At 39.3% G+C, this 18,091-nt stretch carries 10 protein-coding genes and 4 tRNA genes; 9 read left to right on the plus strand and 5 right to left on the minus strand.

The window, feature by feature from the left end; all coding sequences use genetic code 11:
* Positions 1-37: 37 nt before the first annotated feature.
* A complete protein-coding gene (locus HCG49_RS12315) occupies positions 38-1,240 on the minus strand; it encodes a hypothetical protein (protein ID WP_168469841.1) in 1,203 nt (400 codons plus the stop codon).
* A gap of 95 nt (positions 1,241-1,335) precedes the next feature.
* On the opposite strand from HCG49_RS12315, the gene proS reads away from it, so the two are divergent.
* From proS to rpsT, 6 genes are all read left to right on the plus strand, one after another.
* Positions 1,336-2,811: a proline--tRNA ligase gene (proS, locus tag HCG49_RS12320; RefSeq protein WP_168469842.1), complete on the plus strand. Its 1,476-nt coding sequence runs from the start codon at positions 1,336-1,338 to the stop codon at positions 2,809-2,811.
* Between the two features lie 78 nt (positions 2,812-2,889).
* A tRNA-Glu gene (locus HCG49_RS12325) sits at positions 2,890-2,961 on the plus strand.
* Positions 2,962-3,037: 76 nt separating this feature from the next.
* Positions 3,038-3,109, plus strand: a tRNA-Glu gene (locus HCG49_RS12330).
* Positions 3,110-3,187: 78 nt separating this feature from the next.
* Positions 3,188-3,259, plus strand: a tRNA-Glu gene (locus HCG49_RS12335).
* Positions 3,260-3,335: 76 nt separating this feature from the next.
* A tRNA-Glu gene (locus tag HCG49_RS12340) sits at positions 3,336-3,407 on the plus strand.
* 52 nt (positions 3,408-3,459) lie between these two features.
* A complete protein-coding gene (gene rpsT / locus HCG49_RS12345; RefSeq protein WP_072764567.1) occupies positions 3,460-3,711 on the plus strand; it encodes a 30S ribosomal protein S20 in 252 nt (83 codons plus the stop codon).
* Between the two features lie 286 nt (positions 3,712-3,997).
* On the opposite strand, the gene HCG49_RS12350 is transcribed toward rpsT, so the two are convergent.
* From HCG49_RS12350 to kduI, 4 genes are all read right to left on the minus strand, one after another.
* The gene (locus tag HCG49_RS12350; protein ID WP_168469843.1) at positions 3,998-5,539 is read right to left on the minus strand and encodes a pyruvate kinase; all 1,542 of its coding nucleotides are present in this window, start codon (positions 5,537-5,539) and stop codon (positions 3,998-4,000) included.
* A gap of 206 nt (positions 5,540-5,745) precedes the next feature.
* Complete coding sequence (locus tag HCG49_RS12355; protein WP_240938692.1) at positions 5,746-6,921, minus strand: DUF4861 family protein; 1,176 nt, start codon at positions 6,919-6,921, stop codon at positions 5,746-5,748.
* A 19-nt stretch (positions 6,922-6,940) separates the two neighbouring features.
* Positions 6,941-7,735, minus strand: a complete 795-nt coding sequence (locus HCG49_RS12360) for a gluconate 5-dehydrogenase (protein WP_168469844.1) — start codon at positions 7,733-7,735, stop codon at positions 6,941-6,943.
* A gap of 18 nt (positions 7,736-7,753) precedes the next feature.
* Positions 7,754-8,596 carry a 5-dehydro-4-deoxy-D-glucuronate isomerase gene (gene kduI, locus HCG49_RS12365; RefSeq protein ID WP_168469845.1) on the minus strand — a complete coding sequence of 281 codons (843 nt, stop codon included), beginning with the start codon at positions 8,594-8,596 and terminating at the stop codon, positions 7,754-7,756.
* A 412-nt stretch (positions 8,597-9,008) separates the two neighbouring features.
* Between kduI and HCG49_RS12370 the strand changes: the two genes are divergently transcribed.
* The 3 genes from HCG49_RS12370 to HCG49_RS12380 all read left to right on the plus strand — a co-directional run bounded on the left by HCG49_RS12370 (position 9,009) and on the right by HCG49_RS12380 (position 18,087).
* Entirely contained in the window at positions 9,009-10,028 is a 1,020-nt protein-coding gene (locus HCG49_RS12370) for a LacI family DNA-binding transcriptional regulator (protein ID WP_168469846.1), read from the plus strand.
* Positions 10,029-10,085: 57 nt separating this feature from the next.
* Entirely contained in the window at positions 10,086-14,249 is a 4,164-nt protein-coding gene (locus HCG49_RS12375) for a two-component regulator propeller domain-containing protein (RefSeq protein ID WP_168469847.1), read from the plus strand.
* Positions 14,250-14,907: 658 nt separating this feature from the next.
* Complete coding sequence (locus HCG49_RS12380; RefSeq protein WP_168469848.1) at positions 14,908-18,087, plus strand: SusC/RagA family TonB-linked outer membrane protein; 3,180 nt, start codon at positions 14,908-14,910, stop codon at positions 18,085-18,087.
* The last annotated feature ends 4 nt before the right edge of the window (positions 18,088-18,091 follow it).

The following is an 18,091-nucleotide window of genomic DNA, read 5'->3' on the forward strand; positions in this document are numbered from 1 at the left end:
TTTTAATATGTTTTAATTGATTTTATTGCCCTGCTTTTTATTTCCCGCCACCTCTTCTGCTTGAAGAGCTAGAAGATGAACTTCGTGTGTTTCCGCTAGAACTTCTAGAGCTGCTAGAACTTCTTATGGTTCCGCCAGAAGATCTTGAAGGGCTACTTGAACTTCTTATAGTGCTGCTCGAAGGTTTGGAAGAGCTGTTGGAACTCCTGTAAGTAGAACGGCTAGGGCTTGTGCTCCTAGAGTTGCTTCTGTAGGTCCTATTTGCCGGAGCAGTACTTTTATAGGTGCTGTTGTTCCTAGAAGTGGAGTTGTATCTAGGGGTGGCCCTAGTACTTCTGCTAGTTCTATAGGATTGATTTCGGACCTTAGCATCTACACCAATATTGTTTCTAGAGCTCGTTCCGCTTCTATATCGGCTATTGTTACTAGAGATATTGCTTCTATTGTTCGAAGAACGGGCATTGCTCCTTAATCTGGTAGCATCGCTAGTTCTTGCGTTATTAAGATTAGATCTTCCTCTTAGGTTGTTGCTTGAACTAATGGCGTTAGATCTGTAGTAGCCTCTTCTGCTATTATTATAGGAATAGGCGTTGTTGTAGTACTTAGGATAGTGTCTGTAAGATGAATAGTAAGGGTAGTGGTAGTAGGGGCGATAATAATGGTGTCCCCATCCGTATCCGTACCCATAACCGTACCCAGGCCAGCCCCAATTATTGTAGCCATAACCATAGTAGTTCCATGCCCAAGGGCTGTAATAACCACCCCAGTAGCCAGCATAGAATCCCCAAGGACGGCCCCAATTATTGTAGTAGCCTCCCCATCCGTAATTATCATAAATGTTGATGTTAACACTGGTAGGGTTGTCGCCCCAAGCACCATACCCGCTATAGGTATTGTTGGAGTCGTAATAGTTCGCCTCTGAATTGTCATCCATACCGTTGTTCATGTTGTTTCCGTAGTAACCATCGACATCGGTAAAGACTTCATCGGCAAGAATGTTGTCGTATTCATTAGCTTTTTGACCAAAGTATTCACCAAAAGTATTCTCCTCTTGAGAAACTTGTTGCGGTCTAGATTCTTGAACAATGGTGACTTGTTGCTCTAAACCATCACCGTATATGCCGTCATTGTCATAATATGATGCCTGCTGGTAAGATCCACAAGAAGCCAATAATATACCAAGAACCATAACTGTGGCTGCCAAATATGTTCTTCCGGGAAGTAGAGAATGTGTCATCATCGTAAATTTTATTGTTGAACATGGTAAAAATAGTTAGTTTTACCAAACTATTTTCTAAAATATAAAGTCGCAAGTTTTGTGCCAAACTACAAGTAATGAGTAAAAAGTTAACGAAAAGGGAAGAGGATTATTCCAAATGGTATAATGAACTCGTGGTAAAGGCGGATTTAGCTGAGAATTCGGGAGTTAGGGGTTGTATGGTAATTAAACCTTATGGGTATGCTATATGGGAAAAAATGCAAGCCGCCTTGGATAAAAGGTTCAAGGAAACCGGACATGAAAATGCGTATTTCCCCTTGTTTATCCCCAAGTCTTATTTAAGCAAAGAGGCGACCCATGTCGAGGGTTTTGCCAAAGAATGTGCCGTTGTAACGCATTATAGATTAAAAAATGCCGAGGATGGTAGCGGTATTATTGTAGATCCAGATGCAAAATTAGAAGAGGAGCTTATAGTTAGGCCAACTTCTGAAACCATAATATGGGATACCTATAGGAGATGGATACAGTCCTATAGAGATTTACCATTACTAATTAACCAATGGGCCAATGTAGTGCGATGGGAATTGCGTACGCGATTGTTTTTAAGGACCGCAGAATTCTTATGGCAGGAAGGGCATACTGCCCATGCTACGGAAAAAGAGGCCATAGCAGAGGCAGAACAGATGGTAGATATTTATGCCGAATTTGCAGAAACCCATATGGCTATGCCAGTTATAAAAGGGGTTAAAACTGCTAGTGAGCGTTTTGCCGGGGCTTTGGAGACCTATTGTATTGAAGCCTTGATGCAAGACGGAAAGGCATTGCAGGCCGGTACTTCGCATTTCTTGGGACAAAACTTTGCCAAGGCCTTTGATGTGAAGTTTGCGAACAAAGAAGGAAAACAAGAACATGTATGGGCAACCTCATGGGGAGTGTCTACTCGCTTAATGGGAGCCTTGATTATGACCCATAGTGATGATAATGGTTTGGTGTTGCCGCCAATGTTGGCGCCAATACAAGTGGTTATTGTTCCTATATATAAAGGAGACGATCAATTAGATGCTATTTCTGAAAAGGTAAATCCTTTGGTGAAAGAACTTCGTGCTAAGGGAATTTCTGTTAAATATGATAATAGGGATACTCATAAGCCCGGATTTAAGTTTAATGAGTACGAACTTAAAGGGGTTCCTGTTCGTTTGGCTATTGGTCAGCGCGATCTGGAAAACGGAACTTATGAGGTAGCTAGAAGAGATACCTTGACTAAAGAAACAGTAAATGCCGATGAGGTTGTTGCCAAAATAGAGTTCTTATTAGAGGATATTCAAAAATCTATTTATAAGAAAGCATATGACTTTAGGGAAAACAATATTACTGAAGTAAATTCTTATGAAGAGTTTAAAACGGTGCTCGAAACTAAGCCAGGATTTATATCGGCGCATTGGGATGGTACCGAAGAGACCGAAGAACGTATAAAAGAAGAGACTAAAGCAACTATCCGTTGCATTCCTTTGGAGGCAAAAGAAGAGGCCGGAAGCTGTATGGTTACTGGAAAACCATCGGCAAAAAGGGTACTGTTTGCGAAGGCTTATTAATTTTTTTCAAAAAAATCGAATAAGACTTGCTGCAGTAAAAATTAGTTGTATATTTGCATCCGCAATTAAGCAATTAATGGTCCGTTCGTCTAGGGGTTAGGACGCCAGGTTTTCATCCTGGTAACAGGGGTTCGATTCCCCTACGGACTACAAAAGAAGTAATTTGAAATTTTGGATTTGAGACAGTGCCGACGAGGTGCAGAGTACGTTCTCAAAATCAATTAATGGTCCGTTCGTCTAGGGGTTAGGACGCCAGGTTTTCATCCTGGTAACAGGGGTTCGATTCCCCTACGGACTACAATATAAAAGTAATTTGAAATTTTGGATTTGAGACAGTGCCAACGAGGTGCAGAGTACGTTCTCAAAATCAATTAATGGTCCGTTCGTCTAGGGGTTAGGACGCCAGGTTTTCATCCTGGTAACAGGGGTTCGATTCCCCTACGGACTACAAAAGAAGTAATTTGAAATTTTGGATTTGAGACAGTGCCGACGAGGTGCAGAGTGCGTTCTCAAAATCAATTAATGGTCCGTTCGTCTAGGGGTTAGGACGCCAGGTTTTCATCCTGGTAACAGGGGTTCGATTCCCCTACGGACTACATAGTATATTTAGGAGTTTATCTCGATTAAAAAAAACAAAATTAAATAGAAATGGCAAATCATAAGTCAGCATTAAAGAGGATTAGAAGAAACGAAGAAGTGCGTTTGCGTAACAGATATCAGCACAAAACGACTCGTAACGCGATAAAAAGATTGCGTGCTGAGGAAGATAAGAAGGCTGCTGAAACTTTATTGCCAAGTGTGTTTAGCATGATCGATAGGTTAGCAAAGCGTAACATTATCCATAATAACAAAGCTGCAAACTTAAAAAGCAAGCTTACTAAGCAAGTAGCATCGCTATAAGCTTTAATCAAAATATATTATAAAAAAAGGCTGTCTATCGTAGACAGCCTTTTCTTATTTTTTATAATTCCTATCTTTTAGTATCAAGTACTGGGAATGATTTTTAAGCTTTTGCTATCATTGAACCTCCTGTTGCTCGTATTTATATATTGATAGCGAATTTTTTTTAGTTTGTTAATTGTTAGATTGATTTCCGCGTTAGGGACCGCAGCGGCATCCCCGAAGCAACGCAAGGGATATAGCTAAGGGCCCGCCCGACGTAGGAGGGAACGCCCAAATAATCGTTCTATTTTTTAGTAAATTCCTTGTGGATATTCGTCAGTCCTTTTTTCGCAACTTTAAGCGCTCTTAGGGTATTCTTGGATTTCTGTGAATGGGCTTCCATGCGTAAAAGCACATTCTTTAAGGTTTTGGTGGCTTCTACGATATAAGGACCTTTGTTGAGCATTACACATTCTGCCTGTGCGCTGATGGTGGCATCCGAGATTTCGGCCCTGGTGGCCATTCCCTTTTTTGCCATATGATCGAGCACTTGGGTAGCCCATACAACCGGTATCTGGGCAGCCTCGCATAGCCATAAGATTTCATTTTGCACCTCTGAAATACGCTCAAAGCCTATCTCTACAGCTAAATCTCCTCGCGCTATCATCACGCCTATATTAGGTCTTTTCATGGCCCTAAAAAGGATAGCAGGTAAATTCTCAAAAGCTTCTTTGTTCTCTATCTTAAAAACAATCCCCGTATCCGTATCGCCAAGGTTTTTTAATTCCTTGTAAAGCACAGATACATCTTCTGCATTGCTGACAAAAGAATAGCCCATTAGATCGGCATGTGCGGTAATAAACGGCAAGAGGGAAAGATCTTCCTTAGTCAGTGATGGCAGATTTAATTTTGTATTGGGCAGATTAATACCTTTTTCAGTGCGTAATTTTTTCTTATAAGCATTTTTAATGACCAAAGAGGCCGTGTTGTTGTCTAAAGAGAGCACCTTGGCCTCTATAGCGCCATCATCGAAAAAAACCTGTTGGCCGACCTTTAAATTATCGATGATTTCAGGAATACTTACTTCAATCAAGGGGATGTCTGAAGGGGATTTTTGCTTCTTTTTGCCTTTGGAGAGGTAAGGGGAGTTGTTTTTTACCAACAACAATGGCGATTTCTTAGCGATGGGTATAAATGGAGTGGCCGAAAAGGAGGGGTCATCCTCTTTTTTGATGTAAATATTAGCGACCCTAATTTTTGGGCCGGGAAGATCCATATAGATTTTTATGGGTTGTTGAATTTCTTGGGCGACACTGTGCGACTTTTTAAGGATTTTTTTCCACAATTTCTCATTGCCATGGCTGAGATTTATCCGGGCGATCCCCATACCTGCCTTTCGTAGTTTTCGGATCAGCTTTTTATCTGTTGCGGCTTCATCGGGCATGGTCACCATAATTTCGGTATCGTGAACTTTACAAGTGGTTTTAAAAAGCATATTGGCATGTTGTACCAATAACTTTTTACTGCCAGCAAAGCCGATGGATTCAATATCCTTGTTTTTCTCCCAGGTTTTGTTGTTGAGTACTTTTACAAGCTTAAGGGCACTGGAAATATTTTCATAGACGTAACCGGCACCACTTCCCAAAGAAGATATGCCAAGTTCTGCTAATCCATCTTGGATAGCCCTAATATCTGTATTTCGCAATTGTAAATAGCGGTATAAGTTTTTGGCGCTAGCCCTATATTGTGGGTGCACGGAAGAAGCAATAGCATTGGCAACTGGTTCTTGTTTTAGGAGTTGCTCATGAATTTTTTCGAGTTCCTTTTCTAGTTTTTCCAAGGTCATATCTCATCAGTTTAATTATGGTAAAATGAAGTTTTTATTCCTTATTTCATGGGAATATTGCTTACTTAAAAATACGAAATTAAAGCCTATCAATGGCTGTATAACACCGGAAAGGATACAATTATTACTCCTAAAAAAAGCAATACCCCAAGACATTTGAATGAATGGGGGTATTGCAGTATTTTGTATATGAAAAGGGTCGTTTCTTAGGGAGTTAACGTAACGACTAAAGGATTATTGATCTTTGTTGAAAATTCGTCCAAATAAGCCTCCCATTCTTGTTGAGAACCGAATTGTCCGCTTTCTTTCCATCCAAATCCGGCATAGTATACCGTCTTGTTGTTTTTTACCTTTAAATGAGCGTAGGCGTTGCTTAGATCCTTGGTTTCGGTATCGTACTTCTCAAAACCGATAAAAGTGCTTTTAGCGGCAACTATGGCGGTCCCAAGTTCGGAATCTCCGTGTGGTTGCCAATAACTCACCCAACCTTTATCGGTGTTTGCTGTGACTTCGCCATCTTTTTCATGTAACGTGAGTCCGGCCGAAACTTCATTGCTCCCTTCCAGGGAAACGTCAAATTTTGAAAAGTTACTTCCCAAGTCTAAACTAATGATTTTTGATTCTTTTATAAGTTTCCCACCTGCATCCCAATTTTCATATTCTAAATAAAAACTAGTACGGATGGGGCCTGTGGTAATGGTACGCCATCCGGTGTAATTTTTAGACAGGTGGTATACGGTATCTTGCCTCACTGCCATTCCGCCGACGCCCCTACTAACACCTACGTGAAAATCATCAAGGCCTTCCCCGGTATCCTCATGGTAATTCCCGGTTCCGTCTAAGGTTTCTTTGTACCATTTGTTAATAATGGGGTATTCAACTTTTTTCAACCAAGCATCGACGCCACTAGATAAAGTTCCCCCGGGAATTTTGTCCTCGATCATTTTTTGAGCCGTTGGTCCATAGACCCTAAAGGCAACCCTGTTGTTTTCCCAGGTATAATCATCGGTGCGTTCTGGTACAAAACGCGAATAACAATACTCAGGAGCCGTTGGTTGGGCGTCCTTGTCAATAGGGACTATTTCATATTTCTGTTCGGAATTAGGGGCAATTGTAGGTTGGAACAATAGTTCGTCCATAGTGCCGTCCCCATCGGTGTCTACGCTTTGTGTTACTAGAAGTGTGCCCGTTTTTAATTCCCGAACGCCAAGTCCAGTCAAATCATTGACCTTTAAGAAATCTTTGGTTAAGCTAACGGTTTCGAAAGTCCTTTCCTTATCTAGTTGGTTGGTCACAAGAATGGTCGTTTCTTTCTTTGGTTCGGAACAAGCGGTCAGCATGCTTATACCGGCTAATATCCCTAGGGTTTTAAATGTGTTCATGGTTTCCGGTTTAGAGGAGTTAAGACTCGTTGGATGGTTTTCCTATAGTGGCCAAAATTCCGCCGTCTACATAGACAATCTGTCCGTTGACAAAGTTACTGGCCTTAGCGCTCAAGAAAATGGCGGCTCCCTGTAAATCGTCCGGATCTCCCCAGCGACCGGCAGGCGTCCTGCCCACTATAAAATCATTAAAAGGGTGCCCATCGACACGTATGGGAGCGGTTTGGCTGGTAGCAAAGTAACCGGGGCCTATACCGTTGACCTGGATATTGTGCTTGGCCCATTCGGTGGCCATATTTTTGGTCAACATTTTTAGGCCTCCCTTGGCAGCGGCATAGGCACCGACCGTATTTCGGCCTAATTCGGTCATCATAGAACAAATGTTGATAATTTTGCCCTCTTTTCTGGCGATCATACCCTTGACAACATGCTTGGAAACAATGAAGGGACTCACTAAATCGACCTTGATCACTTGTTCAAAATCGGCAACCTCCATGTCTTCCAAAGGGGTTCTCTTTATTATACCGGCATTATTTACTAAAATATCGATTTGGCCGACCTCCTTTTCAATTTTAGCAATATTTTCTATGACCTGCTTTTCGTCGGTTACATCAAAAAGGTAAGCATGTGCCTTTAATCCTAAAGCCTTATATTCTGCTAGGGCATTGTTCAATTTTTCTTGGGAAGACGCACCGTTGATAACCAAGGTAGCGCCTGCATTTCCCAACCCTATGGCCATAGCCATACCTAGGCCATGGGTGGCACCGGTGATAAGGGCAGTTTTTCCTGATAAATCAAATAAATTTGTAGACATCGTGATGGGGTAAAAAGGTTATTTTAAATCGGTTATTTTGCAATGGTCCATATCGCTATAGTCTAAGTTTTCTCCGGCCATTCCCCAGATAAACGTATAGTTGCTGGTTCCTGAACCAGAATGAATAGACCATGGGGGTGAGATTACAGCTTCATTATTGCCCATCCATATATGTCTGGTCTCTTGGGGTTGCCCCATAAAATGACAAACGGCCTGATCTTGTGGAATTTCAAAATAAAAGTAAACTTCCATCCTTCTGTCGTGAACATGGGCGGGCATAGTATTCCATACGCTGCCGGTTTTTAATTCGGTCATTCCCATTTGTACTTGGCAGGTTTCTACCACGCTGTTCACAATTAATTTCCTAATGGTTCGGGCATTGGCAGTTTCCATAGCCCCTAGTTCTACAACCTCTGCATCGCTCTGACTGATTTTTTTGGTAGGCAGTACCTTGTGTGCCGGAGTAGAATTTAAATAAAATTTGGCCGGGGTTTTCGCATTGTCGCTAGAGAATACCACGTCTTTATTCTCCCTACCTATATAAAGGGCTTCCTTATAGGCCAATGGATACTTTTCCCCATTTACCGTAACAGTACCAGCTCCGCCAACATTGATAATACCGATCTCTCTTCTCTCTAAAAAATAATCGGATTTTAATGGGTCTATGGTGGTTAATTTTAAGGAAGTAGTAACCGGAACCGCTCCACCTACAATATATCTGTCAAAATGGGTGTATACTAAATTAACGGAATCGGCCTCCATTAAATTTTGAATTAAAAATTCCTTTCGTAACCCTTCTGTGGTTAGTTCTTTTGTCTCATTAGGAGAGCAGGCATATCGTACTTGGAATTGATTTTTCATGTTTATATATGTTTGATTATTGATTATTAAGAGGTGTCTTAGAACAGGTTTTTCCTTTTCATTTGTTGTAAATGTAATAATAATTATCATAATACAATCGATTGTATTATGATAATTGTATATTTGTTAGAAGATTATGGGGCTATTTAAAGGCCAAAAAAAGTATCATACCAATAGCAGCATTGGGAAATACAGCTTGTAAAGAATCCCTTTGGATAAGCTAAAAATCATGTTTCTCGTTGGTCTACCTTTAGGAGGGAAGAAGGAGGTGAAAAGAAGGGATGACATGTTGGAAGACTATCTTGCTACTGTGGTCAAAGGAATTATCAGGACAGTATATATATTTGTAGACCCCCTTTTTTTTGAGGAGTGATTCATCTAAAGGGAAGCTTTTTTATAATAGCGTTAAACAATGGAAAACAATAAAATAACGATACATGATATCGCCAAAAAACTAAATATTAATAGCTCTACGGTATCTAGGGCATTAAACAATAGTCCCAGGGTTACGCAGAAGACCAAGGACAAAATTCTTGCCGCGGCTAATGAAATGGGGTACCAAAGAAATCATTTGGCATCTAGTTTACGGACCAGTAAAACGCATACCATAGGTATCATAGTTCCCAGGATATCGCGTCATTTCTTTTCTTCGGCGATTGCAGGAATAGAGGAAACTGCCTATGAGGCCGGTTATCATGTCTTTATTTGTCAATCCTTGGAGCAATTGGAACGCGAACAAAATTTAGTCAACACCCTTCTGGCAAACCGGGTAGATGGGGTTATGGTATCTATATCGATGGAAACAGAAAACTACGAGCATTTTCAAGGATTAAAAAACAGAGGGGTGCCTTTAGTGTTTTTTGATAGACATTGTGATATTCCCGATTATAATACGGTATTGATTGATGATTTTCAAGCTGGATTTGAGGCAACGGAGCATCTTATATTGCAAGGATGTAAAAATATAGCCCATTTGTCCGGGCCTCAAAACGTGGAAATTTATAAGAATAGATTTAAAGGATATCAAAATGCGCTAGCGAAACACCATATCCCTTTTAGGGAAGAAATGGTGTTTAGTTCTAGATTGATGGAGAAGGATGGCGCCGAAAGTGCAAAATCTATTCTTGCTCTGAAGCCCAAGGTCGACGGCTTATTTTCGGCCAATGACGTTGCCGCCATTGGAGCTATGCAATATTTTAAGGAGAAAGGAATTAAAATTCCCCAAGATATTGCGATCGTAGGTTTTAGTAACGAACCTATTTCAGGGATCATTGAGCCATCTTTAACGACTATTGATCAGCCTGGTTTTGAGATGGGTAGGTTGGCAACCAACCTATTGATTTCCCAAATAGAAAATAAGGCTGGTGAGATACTGAAAGAGACCATTGTATTAAAGCCAAGTTTGATAGAACGAAGATCGTCAATCAAATAAAGTATCTTTAGTGCAACCAATAATTATTACATTTTTTGCATTTAAAATACCAACCAAATGAAGTTAAGAAATCACTTATTATTTCTTTTTTTTAATTTAATAATATCCTCAGTTTTTGGTCAAATTGAGAGCAGAGAACAAAAAACATTAAAATTTAAACACTTCTCTATAGCCGAAGGCTTGTCGCAAAGTTCCGTATTGGAGATTTTGCAGGATAATAAAGGGTTTTTGTGGTTTGGCACTAGGGATGGACTGAATAAATATGATGGACATTCTTTTAAAACCTATAGGCATAATTCCGTAGATCCATATAGTATTAGCAATAGTTATATAAGATCTCTATTCCAAGATGAGGAAGGAACGCTATGGGTAGGTACTAATTATGGCTTAAACAAATATCTTTCAGAAGAGGACCGGTTCGAGAGGTTTCATTTTTCTAGGGATAAAAATAGTGTTTTCAAGAATGATATTTGGGACATTGTTTCTGATGGGAACGGGAATTTATGGTTGGGTACCAACTACGGCCTAGAGAAATTTAATGTCAATAGCGGGGAGTTTGTTCGTTTTCAAACCGAAAAAAACAATTTTAAGGGGATTACAAATACTAAAATCAGGTCTTTATTAGTAACAACCGATGGTATGCTTTGGATATGTAATTTGAATAATATCTATGTTTACAATCCGGAAACAAACCATTTTAAACAGTACTATTATCCCAAGGATAAGAAAACTAAAATAAACAGGAATTATACTCCGGTTCTTTTTGAAGATCAAAACAAAAATCTTTGGCTGGGAGATAATAATGGTCTTTCCCAATTTAATAAAGAACGCGATATGTTTGAATCATTTCGCATCGCGTCTTCCGGAATAAACCAAATCACGGATGAAATTAGAAGTTTGGAGCAGGATTATTTGGGGAATTTATGGGTGGGTACCTATAACGGACTCTATGTGATTAATAAGGACCTAAACCTAATCTCCCATTACGTACACGACGAAAACGATCCCACAAGTTTAAGTCAGAATTCTATCTATAAAATTTTACAGGACACGAAAGGAGATCTATGGCTAGGGACCTATGCCGGAGGGATAAATTATTATGACCGGAGCTATGACCTTTTTAAGGGCATCTCTTCTGGAGCTAATAGAACAAAGCTTAATTATAAGGTAACCAGTTCTATCATTGAAGATGAGGAACAAAATCTGTGGATCGCTACCGAAGGAGGGGGAATTAATTTTATGAATAGGGAAACCGGTCTTTTTACCTATTATAAGCATAACGAAAAAGATCCTAGAAGCCTTAGTACAGACAATGTTAAAGCTATGATCCAAACTCGATCTGGGAATTTTTGGATCGGCACCCACGACGGCGGACTTAATTTTCTAGATCCAAAAAAGAAACCTTTCAATTTTAAAAAATATAAAAATATACCTGGAGATAGTACTAGTTTAAGTAATAACAGGGTGATTTCCCTTTTCGAGGACCACAAGAACAATATTTGGATAGGTACCTCGGGCGGGGGCTTAAATGTTTTTGATAACCAGAAAAAGTCCTTTCACAGGATTAAAGATTCCGATGATGTCCTAGGGGCCATTATATACACCATTGCCAAAACTTCCGATAAGAACGTGCTGCTGGTCGGTGGGAGTAACGGCTTGGCAAAAATTAATATCCTGAGCCAAACCATAGTTCCGGTGATATATAAGAAAGACGAGCAAGACGCTTATAATATAAGTGCCGTTCTGAGTGTTTACCAAGATCCAAAGAACAATATTTGGATTGGTACAGAGGGCGATGGATTGTACTATTACGATGCCGAAATCAAAAGGAGCGTTAAATACGGACGTACAAGCGGATTGCCCAATGAGGTTGTGTACGGTATGCTGCCCGATGACCTGAATAATTTATGGTTGAGTACCAATAACGGCCTAAGCAGATTAAACCTAGCATCGTTTCAGTTTAAAAATTTCGATGTCTCGGACGGTCTTTTAGGGAACGAATTTAACTATGGGTCCTACACAAAATTAAAGAATGATAAACTTGTATTTGGCGGTACCAACGGGCTTAATTACTTTGATCCTGACGATCTGGTAGAAAATTCCTTTATACCCCCGGTGAAGATAACTGGGATGCATGTTAATAATAAACCGTTTGTAGATGGCGATTTTAGGAGAGAGTCTATAAAGTTAAAGTATAATCAAAATGATTTTAACTTCAACTTTGTGGCGCTCAGTTATTCTCAACCTAGTAAAAACCAATATGCCTATAAATTGGAAGGCTTTGATGAGGAATGGATCTATATTGGGAATAATAGGTCGGCGACATATACCAATTTAGATCATGGAGATTATGTTTTTAAAGTAAAAGCTTCAAATAGTGATGGTTTATGGAATGAAAAGGGAACCTCCATAAAAATCAAAATATTACCTGCACCTTGGGAGACCTGGTGGGCCTATCTCATTTATTCTATTTTATTGGTGGCCGCTATTTTAGCCATAAGAAGATATAGCCTTATAAGGATGCACGAGAAAAATGAACTAAAGCAAGAACGACTGGAGAAAGAGCGGATAGAAGAAATAAATCAAATGAAATTGAGGTTGTTTACCAATATATCCCACGATTTTAGAACCCCATTAACCTTAATTATTGGGCCCTTGGAGCGAATGTTAAGCAATAAATCTGGGGATTCCTTTGTGCAACGACAGCACGAGATAATGCATAGAAACGCTAGTGTCCTGTTGCAACTAATCAATCAATTATTAGATTTTAGAAAAAGCGATTCTGGGAAATTACAGCTGCAGGCATCCAAGGAGAATATTGTTCCATTCATAGAAAATATTAAACTATCGTTCGAAGAATTGGCAAGAATAAGGGAGATAGAGTATTCCTTTGAGCCATTTTCCGATACTATTGAGCTGTATTTCGATAAAATAAATTTGAAAAAAATAATTTTCAACCTCTTGTCCAATGCTTTTAAATTTACCCCTGACCAGGGAAAAATATTAATAACGCTTAGCTTGGTTACCAAAAGAAAACGCAAAGGTACTCCGACAGAATTTTTAAAGCTGGTGGTAGAGGATAATGGGAAAGGGATTCCTAAAAAAAATCAGAAATTTATTTTTGATCGATTTTTTCAGTTGGGGCAAGATGAAAACACCCGATCAGGAACGGGAATAGGGCTGGCCCTTACCAAGAGTCTTGTAGAACTTCACCAAGGAACCATAAAAGCCAAAAGCAAGGTAGGTCAAGGAACGGCTTTTGTAGTATTGTTGCCAATGGGCAATGATCATTTGAGCGAAGATCAAATGATATCCAATACCGAAGAAGAATTGGGCAGCAGTTCCCAATATTTTAATAAGCCAAGCTTTTTGGTGAACGAATTGATAGAGGAAGAAGTAAAAGAGGAAGAAGAAAGCACTACTGTTGATACCGTTTCTGCAACCATTCTTTTAGTTGAGGATAATATGGAAGTACGGGCGTTCATCAAAACTATTTTTGAAAGTAATTATAATATCTTAGAGGCTGAAAATGGTGCTAGCGCTGTAGAAATAGCGAATAACCAAAAGGTAGATTTAATAATTAGCGATGTCATGATGCCCGTTATGGATGGGGTAGAATTATGTAATAGAATAAAATCAAATATTACCACCAGTCACATTCCGGTTCTCTTGTTAACTGCAAAAACTTCCGAAGAGGCCCAAAAATCTGGTTTTACCACGGGTGCCGATGCTTATATCACCAAACCTTTCGATGCAAACTTATTGGAGTTACGCGTAAATAACATACTGAATTCTAGGAAATTTCTAATTGACAAATTCAAAAAAGATATTATTCTTGAACCTAAGGAATTAACGGCTACCTCTCCCGACGAATTGTTTTTGCAAAAGGCGATTAAATTAGTAGAAGAAAATATATCGAACCAAGAGTTTACGATTAATGACTTTATTACGGAGATGAATATGAGTCGCTCTGCCCTATACAGAAAACTGAAGGCGCTCACCAACCAGTCGATAACCGAATTTATTAGAACGGTGAAACTTAAAAGAGCGGGGCAATTGATCCTGCAATCGCAATTGAATATTTCTGAAATTGCCTTTGACCTTGGCTTTAATGATTTAAAGCACTTTAGAAAATCGTTTCAAAAAGTGTTCAATGAATTGCCTTCGGAGTACCGGTTGAACCACAGTGAGCGTAAAACAGAAAAAAGCGATATTAGTTAATAGGTTCCATCTTTCGGAGACAATTATTGTCTAGGTAATCTTGAAGGGAGGAGCAAAAGAATGATATCTTTTTTTAAGTTAGAAAATATTGAAATTTTTATATAAAAAAGGAATAGGGCTTTCTAAATATGATTTGGACTGTCCTATTTTTTTTGAAACAGTAATAGGTAGGATGTTTTATTTTCCAATTGTTCGTGTTGAAGTCGGTTCGCCTTCAAAAATCAATAGTTCATGTTGTTGTACTTTGGGCGTTCCCTCCTTCGTCGGGCGGGCCCTTGTCTATATCCCTTGCTGTGCTGCGGGGATGCCGCCGCGGTCCCTAACGCAAAAAATGTAAACAAAATAATGGTTCCCAATCCCTTTTCTAGATATAGAATAAAAGGACAATAGGAATGATAAAATGTTACTTTATGTACGTTTCTCTTCTGAAACCGTCAAATCTAATATTTATCAAAATTTAATGTGCGCCGTATTGGTTGCGTCAAATGTTAATGAATTATTGGGGTATAGTTAATTAGGGTGTTAAAAATCAACTTTTCAGGTGAAATGAACGCTAGACCCCTCCCAAATGAACCCAAACCCCCTCATTTTTCATCAAGCATCTCTATAATTTTATACTTGAAATTAATAACCAAACTAAAATCAAACCAAAATAAAAATGAAAAATCAATTGACACTTTTTATTAAGAAACGGAAAAGCGATCTACTCGTTTTTTTGATGATTCTATTTGGGGTCTTGTGCAGCTTTTCGGCTCAGGCCCAGGTAAAAACCATTCAGGGGGTCATTTCCGATGAGGTAGGGATTCCGCTACCGGGCGCAACCGTAATGGAGACAGGAACAAAAAATGGGGTCACTTCAGATTTTGATGGCAACTATACCATTCAGGTCAATCAGGGAGCTTCCATTACTATTAGTTATGTTGGCTATACTACTAAGGTGGTACTCATTCAAGGCGATAAATTGACCTATAATATAGGGTTGGATCCAGATTTCCAACAATTGGACGATGTGGTCGTGGTAGGATTCGGGACCGTTCGGAAAAAAGATTTGACAGGTTCGGTCGCCTCCGTGAAAATGGATAAGTTGACCGAGGCGCCTGTAGCTAACTTTGACCAAGCTTTGGCAGGTAGGGTTACTGGGGTTCAAGTGGGTTCCGATACTGGAGAGCCAGGAGCTGGACTTCAGATAACCATTAGAGGAGGGAATACCATTAACGGAGATAATTCCCCTCTGTATGTCTTAGATGGTTTTATTATAGAAAATTTTAATCCCGGTATTTTAAACCCTACGGATATCCAAAGCATCGATATACTAAAAGATGCCTCTGCAACTGCTATTTATGGGGCACGGGGTGCTAACGGAGTGGTGCTGATTACTACCAAACAGGCAAAATCTGGAAAAACCAGAATCTCGTACGAAACAAGGCTCGATGTAAAAAACGTTGCCAATAAACTAGAGGTACTAGATGCTTATGAATTTGTAAAATTGGCCGATGAGATCAATCCGTCTTCAGCCTCTGAAAAGTTTTTCGGTGATGATAGCGGTGCCGTTGTTGGTGGAGTGGAAGATTATCTAAATGCTCCTACTGCCAATTGGCAAGATGAAGCGTTTAAAACGGCGTATACCAAATCGCATACCTTGAAGGTGGCTAGTGGAAGTGAAGCGACAAAACTTGACGCTTCGATTAATCTTGTGAATGACGAAGGAACCTTGCTTAAATCCGAATTCAAGAAGATTAATGGTAGGTTAAACCTTAGACATAAAGTTAATGATAAACTAGACTTTAATTTAAACACTATATATGCCAATACAGAAAGGTTGGGGCTTGATACCGAAGGAACTTCTTCTTATTCATTTATGAGAAACCTTATAACGTATCCAAATGTGGTAAACAAGTTTAAGGATTATGGAGATAGCAATCCTTTGTACGGGATTAATCCAGATGAGTTCGATGTCAATAACATTTTTAACTGGCACCCAATAGTGTCCTTAAACAATGAATACCGGAAAAGAGAAACAAATCAATTTATCGCCAATCTTTCTATAAAATATAGAATAACCCGCAACCTAGAGTTTGAAACCAAAGGTGGCTATAACGGAGATTTTAGACAAACGGGAGTTTTTAATAATAGTAATACCGTATATGGAAGGTTAATAAATCCTATTAATGGAATTAACGGAACCATGGATTACCACAATTACAAGACTTTGTCTAATATCAATACCCTGACGTATCGCAATTCATTTGGAAAACACGATTTAAACGTATTGGTAGGTAGCTCGCTTAACAGTAGAAAAATTACTAGAACCTTTATACGTTCTATACAAATTCCGAAATATGCCGAGAGTCAAGGAATCAATGCTATGGATGAGGGCACCTTGTCCAGTACAGATGATTTGTTAGGAAGTTCTGAAGAAAGAATACAGTCGCTTTTAGGGAGATTGACCTATGCTTATGACAACAAATATTTATTAACGGCTTCTATAAGGCGAGATGGATCTTCCAAATTTGGACCAGGACATAATATTGGATATTTTCCTTCCTTAGCGCTTTCTTGGAAAGCAGAGGAAGAAGAATTTATAAAAAATCTGGGCTTTATTTCTCAGCTTAAATTTAAAGGAGGCTATGGAAAAACAGGGAACGACAGAATTCCAGGGGATGCAAGGTTCGACTTGTTTACGTCTAATTTAGCGTCCTATTTTTTAAATGGTTCAGAAGTTTTGGGACAGCGTCCTACTTCGAGCGGAGCTAATCCCGATATCGAATGGGAGACTACTTCCCAGTATAATGCGGGTGTAGACCTAGGTTTATTTAACGGTCGGATTGCAATAACCGCCGAAGTCTATGAAAAGACAACCGACGATCTGTTGATCAATGCAGATACCCCACCTTCTTTAGGTATTAGTAGAGTTTGGAAAAATAGCGGAACCGTAAGAAACAGAGGTTTGGAGTTAGCTCTGAGTACCATTAATGTAAAATCTAAGAATTTTAGATGGACGACAGATTTTAATATATCCTTTAACCAGAACAAAGTGTTGTCCTTGCCAGAAGGGAAGCCCATTTTTGGAAACCCTAATTATTATTGGAGGTATGCTTCCAACCAATTTATTGTAGAGGAAGGAAAGCCATTGGGGAATATGTTCGGTTATATTTCCGATGGGGTATACCAACCAGAAGACTTTGCAAATTATAATGAAGACGATGCCTCGCACACCTTAATTGCTGGTCAGCCAGATTATGATGGTGGTTCCCCTATACGTCAGCCAGGAGATGAAAAATATAAGGATCTGAACGGAGATGGAAAAATTACCCCTGATGATAAAACAATTATAGGAAATGGATTGCCAAAGCATTTTGGTGGTCTGGGAAATACATTTTCTTATAAAGGATTAGAACTAAGTGCCTTTTTTCAATGGTCTTATGGTAATGATGTAATGAATGCCAATAGGTTAATTTTTGAAGAAATGACTCATAGTGCACAAAATCAATATGCCTCTGTAAAAAATAGATGGACACCTACCAATCAAGATACCGATATGTTTAGAGCTAGGGGAAGAGGGTTTGAAGATGTCTCTTCTAGAGTCATTGAGGATGGATCTTATATCCGTTTAAAAACAGTGAACCTGTCTTATGCCTTCTCTAAAAAAGTATTGGATAAACTACAAGTTAATAGCTTATCGATTTTTCTTTCGGGTCAAAACCTAATTACTTGGACGGATTACAGTGGTTTCGATCCTGATGTTTCGGTGAATAGATCTGCTATTATGCCTGGGGTCGATTATTCGTCATACCCTGTAAGTAGGACCTTTAGCCTAGGATTAAACATAACATTTTAAAAAA

The organism is Arenibacter sp. 6A1 (assembly GCF_012272855.1).
Classification (GTDB): Bacteria; Bacteroidota; Bacteroidia; order Flavobacteriales; family Flavobacteriaceae; genus Arenibacter.

Bases quoted from the DNA above. Each gene is read 5' to 3' on its own strand.
- HCG49_RS12315 (WP_168469841.1), bottom strand. From the start codon at position 1,240: ATGATGACACATTCTCTACTTCCCGGAAGAACATATTTGGCAGCCACA.
- proS (WP_168469842.1), top strand. From the start codon at position 1,336: ATGAGTAAAAAGTTAACGAAAAGGGAAGAGGATTATTCCAAATGGTAT.
- rpsT (WP_072764567.1), top strand. From the start codon at position 3,460: ATGGCAAATCATAAGTCAGCATTAAAGAGGATTAGAAGAAACGAAGAA.
- HCG49_RS12350 (WP_168469843.1), bottom strand. From the start codon at position 5,539: ATGACCTTGGAAAAACTAGAAAAGGAACTCGAAAAAATTCATGAGCAA.
- HCG49_RS12355 (WP_240938692.1), bottom strand. From the start codon at position 6,921: ATGAACACATTTAAAACCCTAGGGATATTAGCCGGTATAAGCATGCTG.
- HCG49_RS12360 (WP_168469844.1), bottom strand. From the start codon at position 7,735: ATGTCTACAAATTTATTTGATTTATCAGGAAAAACTGCCCTTATCACC.
- kduI (WP_168469845.1), bottom strand. From the start codon at position 8,596: ATGAAAAATCAATTCCAAGTACGATATGCCTGCTCTCCTAATGAGACA.
- HCG49_RS12370 (WP_168469846.1), top strand. From the start codon at position 9,009: ATGGAAAACAATAAAATAACGATACATGATATCGCCAAAAAACTAAAT.
- HCG49_RS12375 (WP_168469847.1), top strand. From the start codon at position 10,086: ATGAAGTTAAGAAATCACTTATTATTTCTTTTTTTTAATTTAATAATA.
- HCG49_RS12380 (WP_168469848.1), top strand. From the start codon at position 14,908: ATGAAAAATCAATTGACACTTTTTATTAAGAAACGGAAAAGCGATCTA.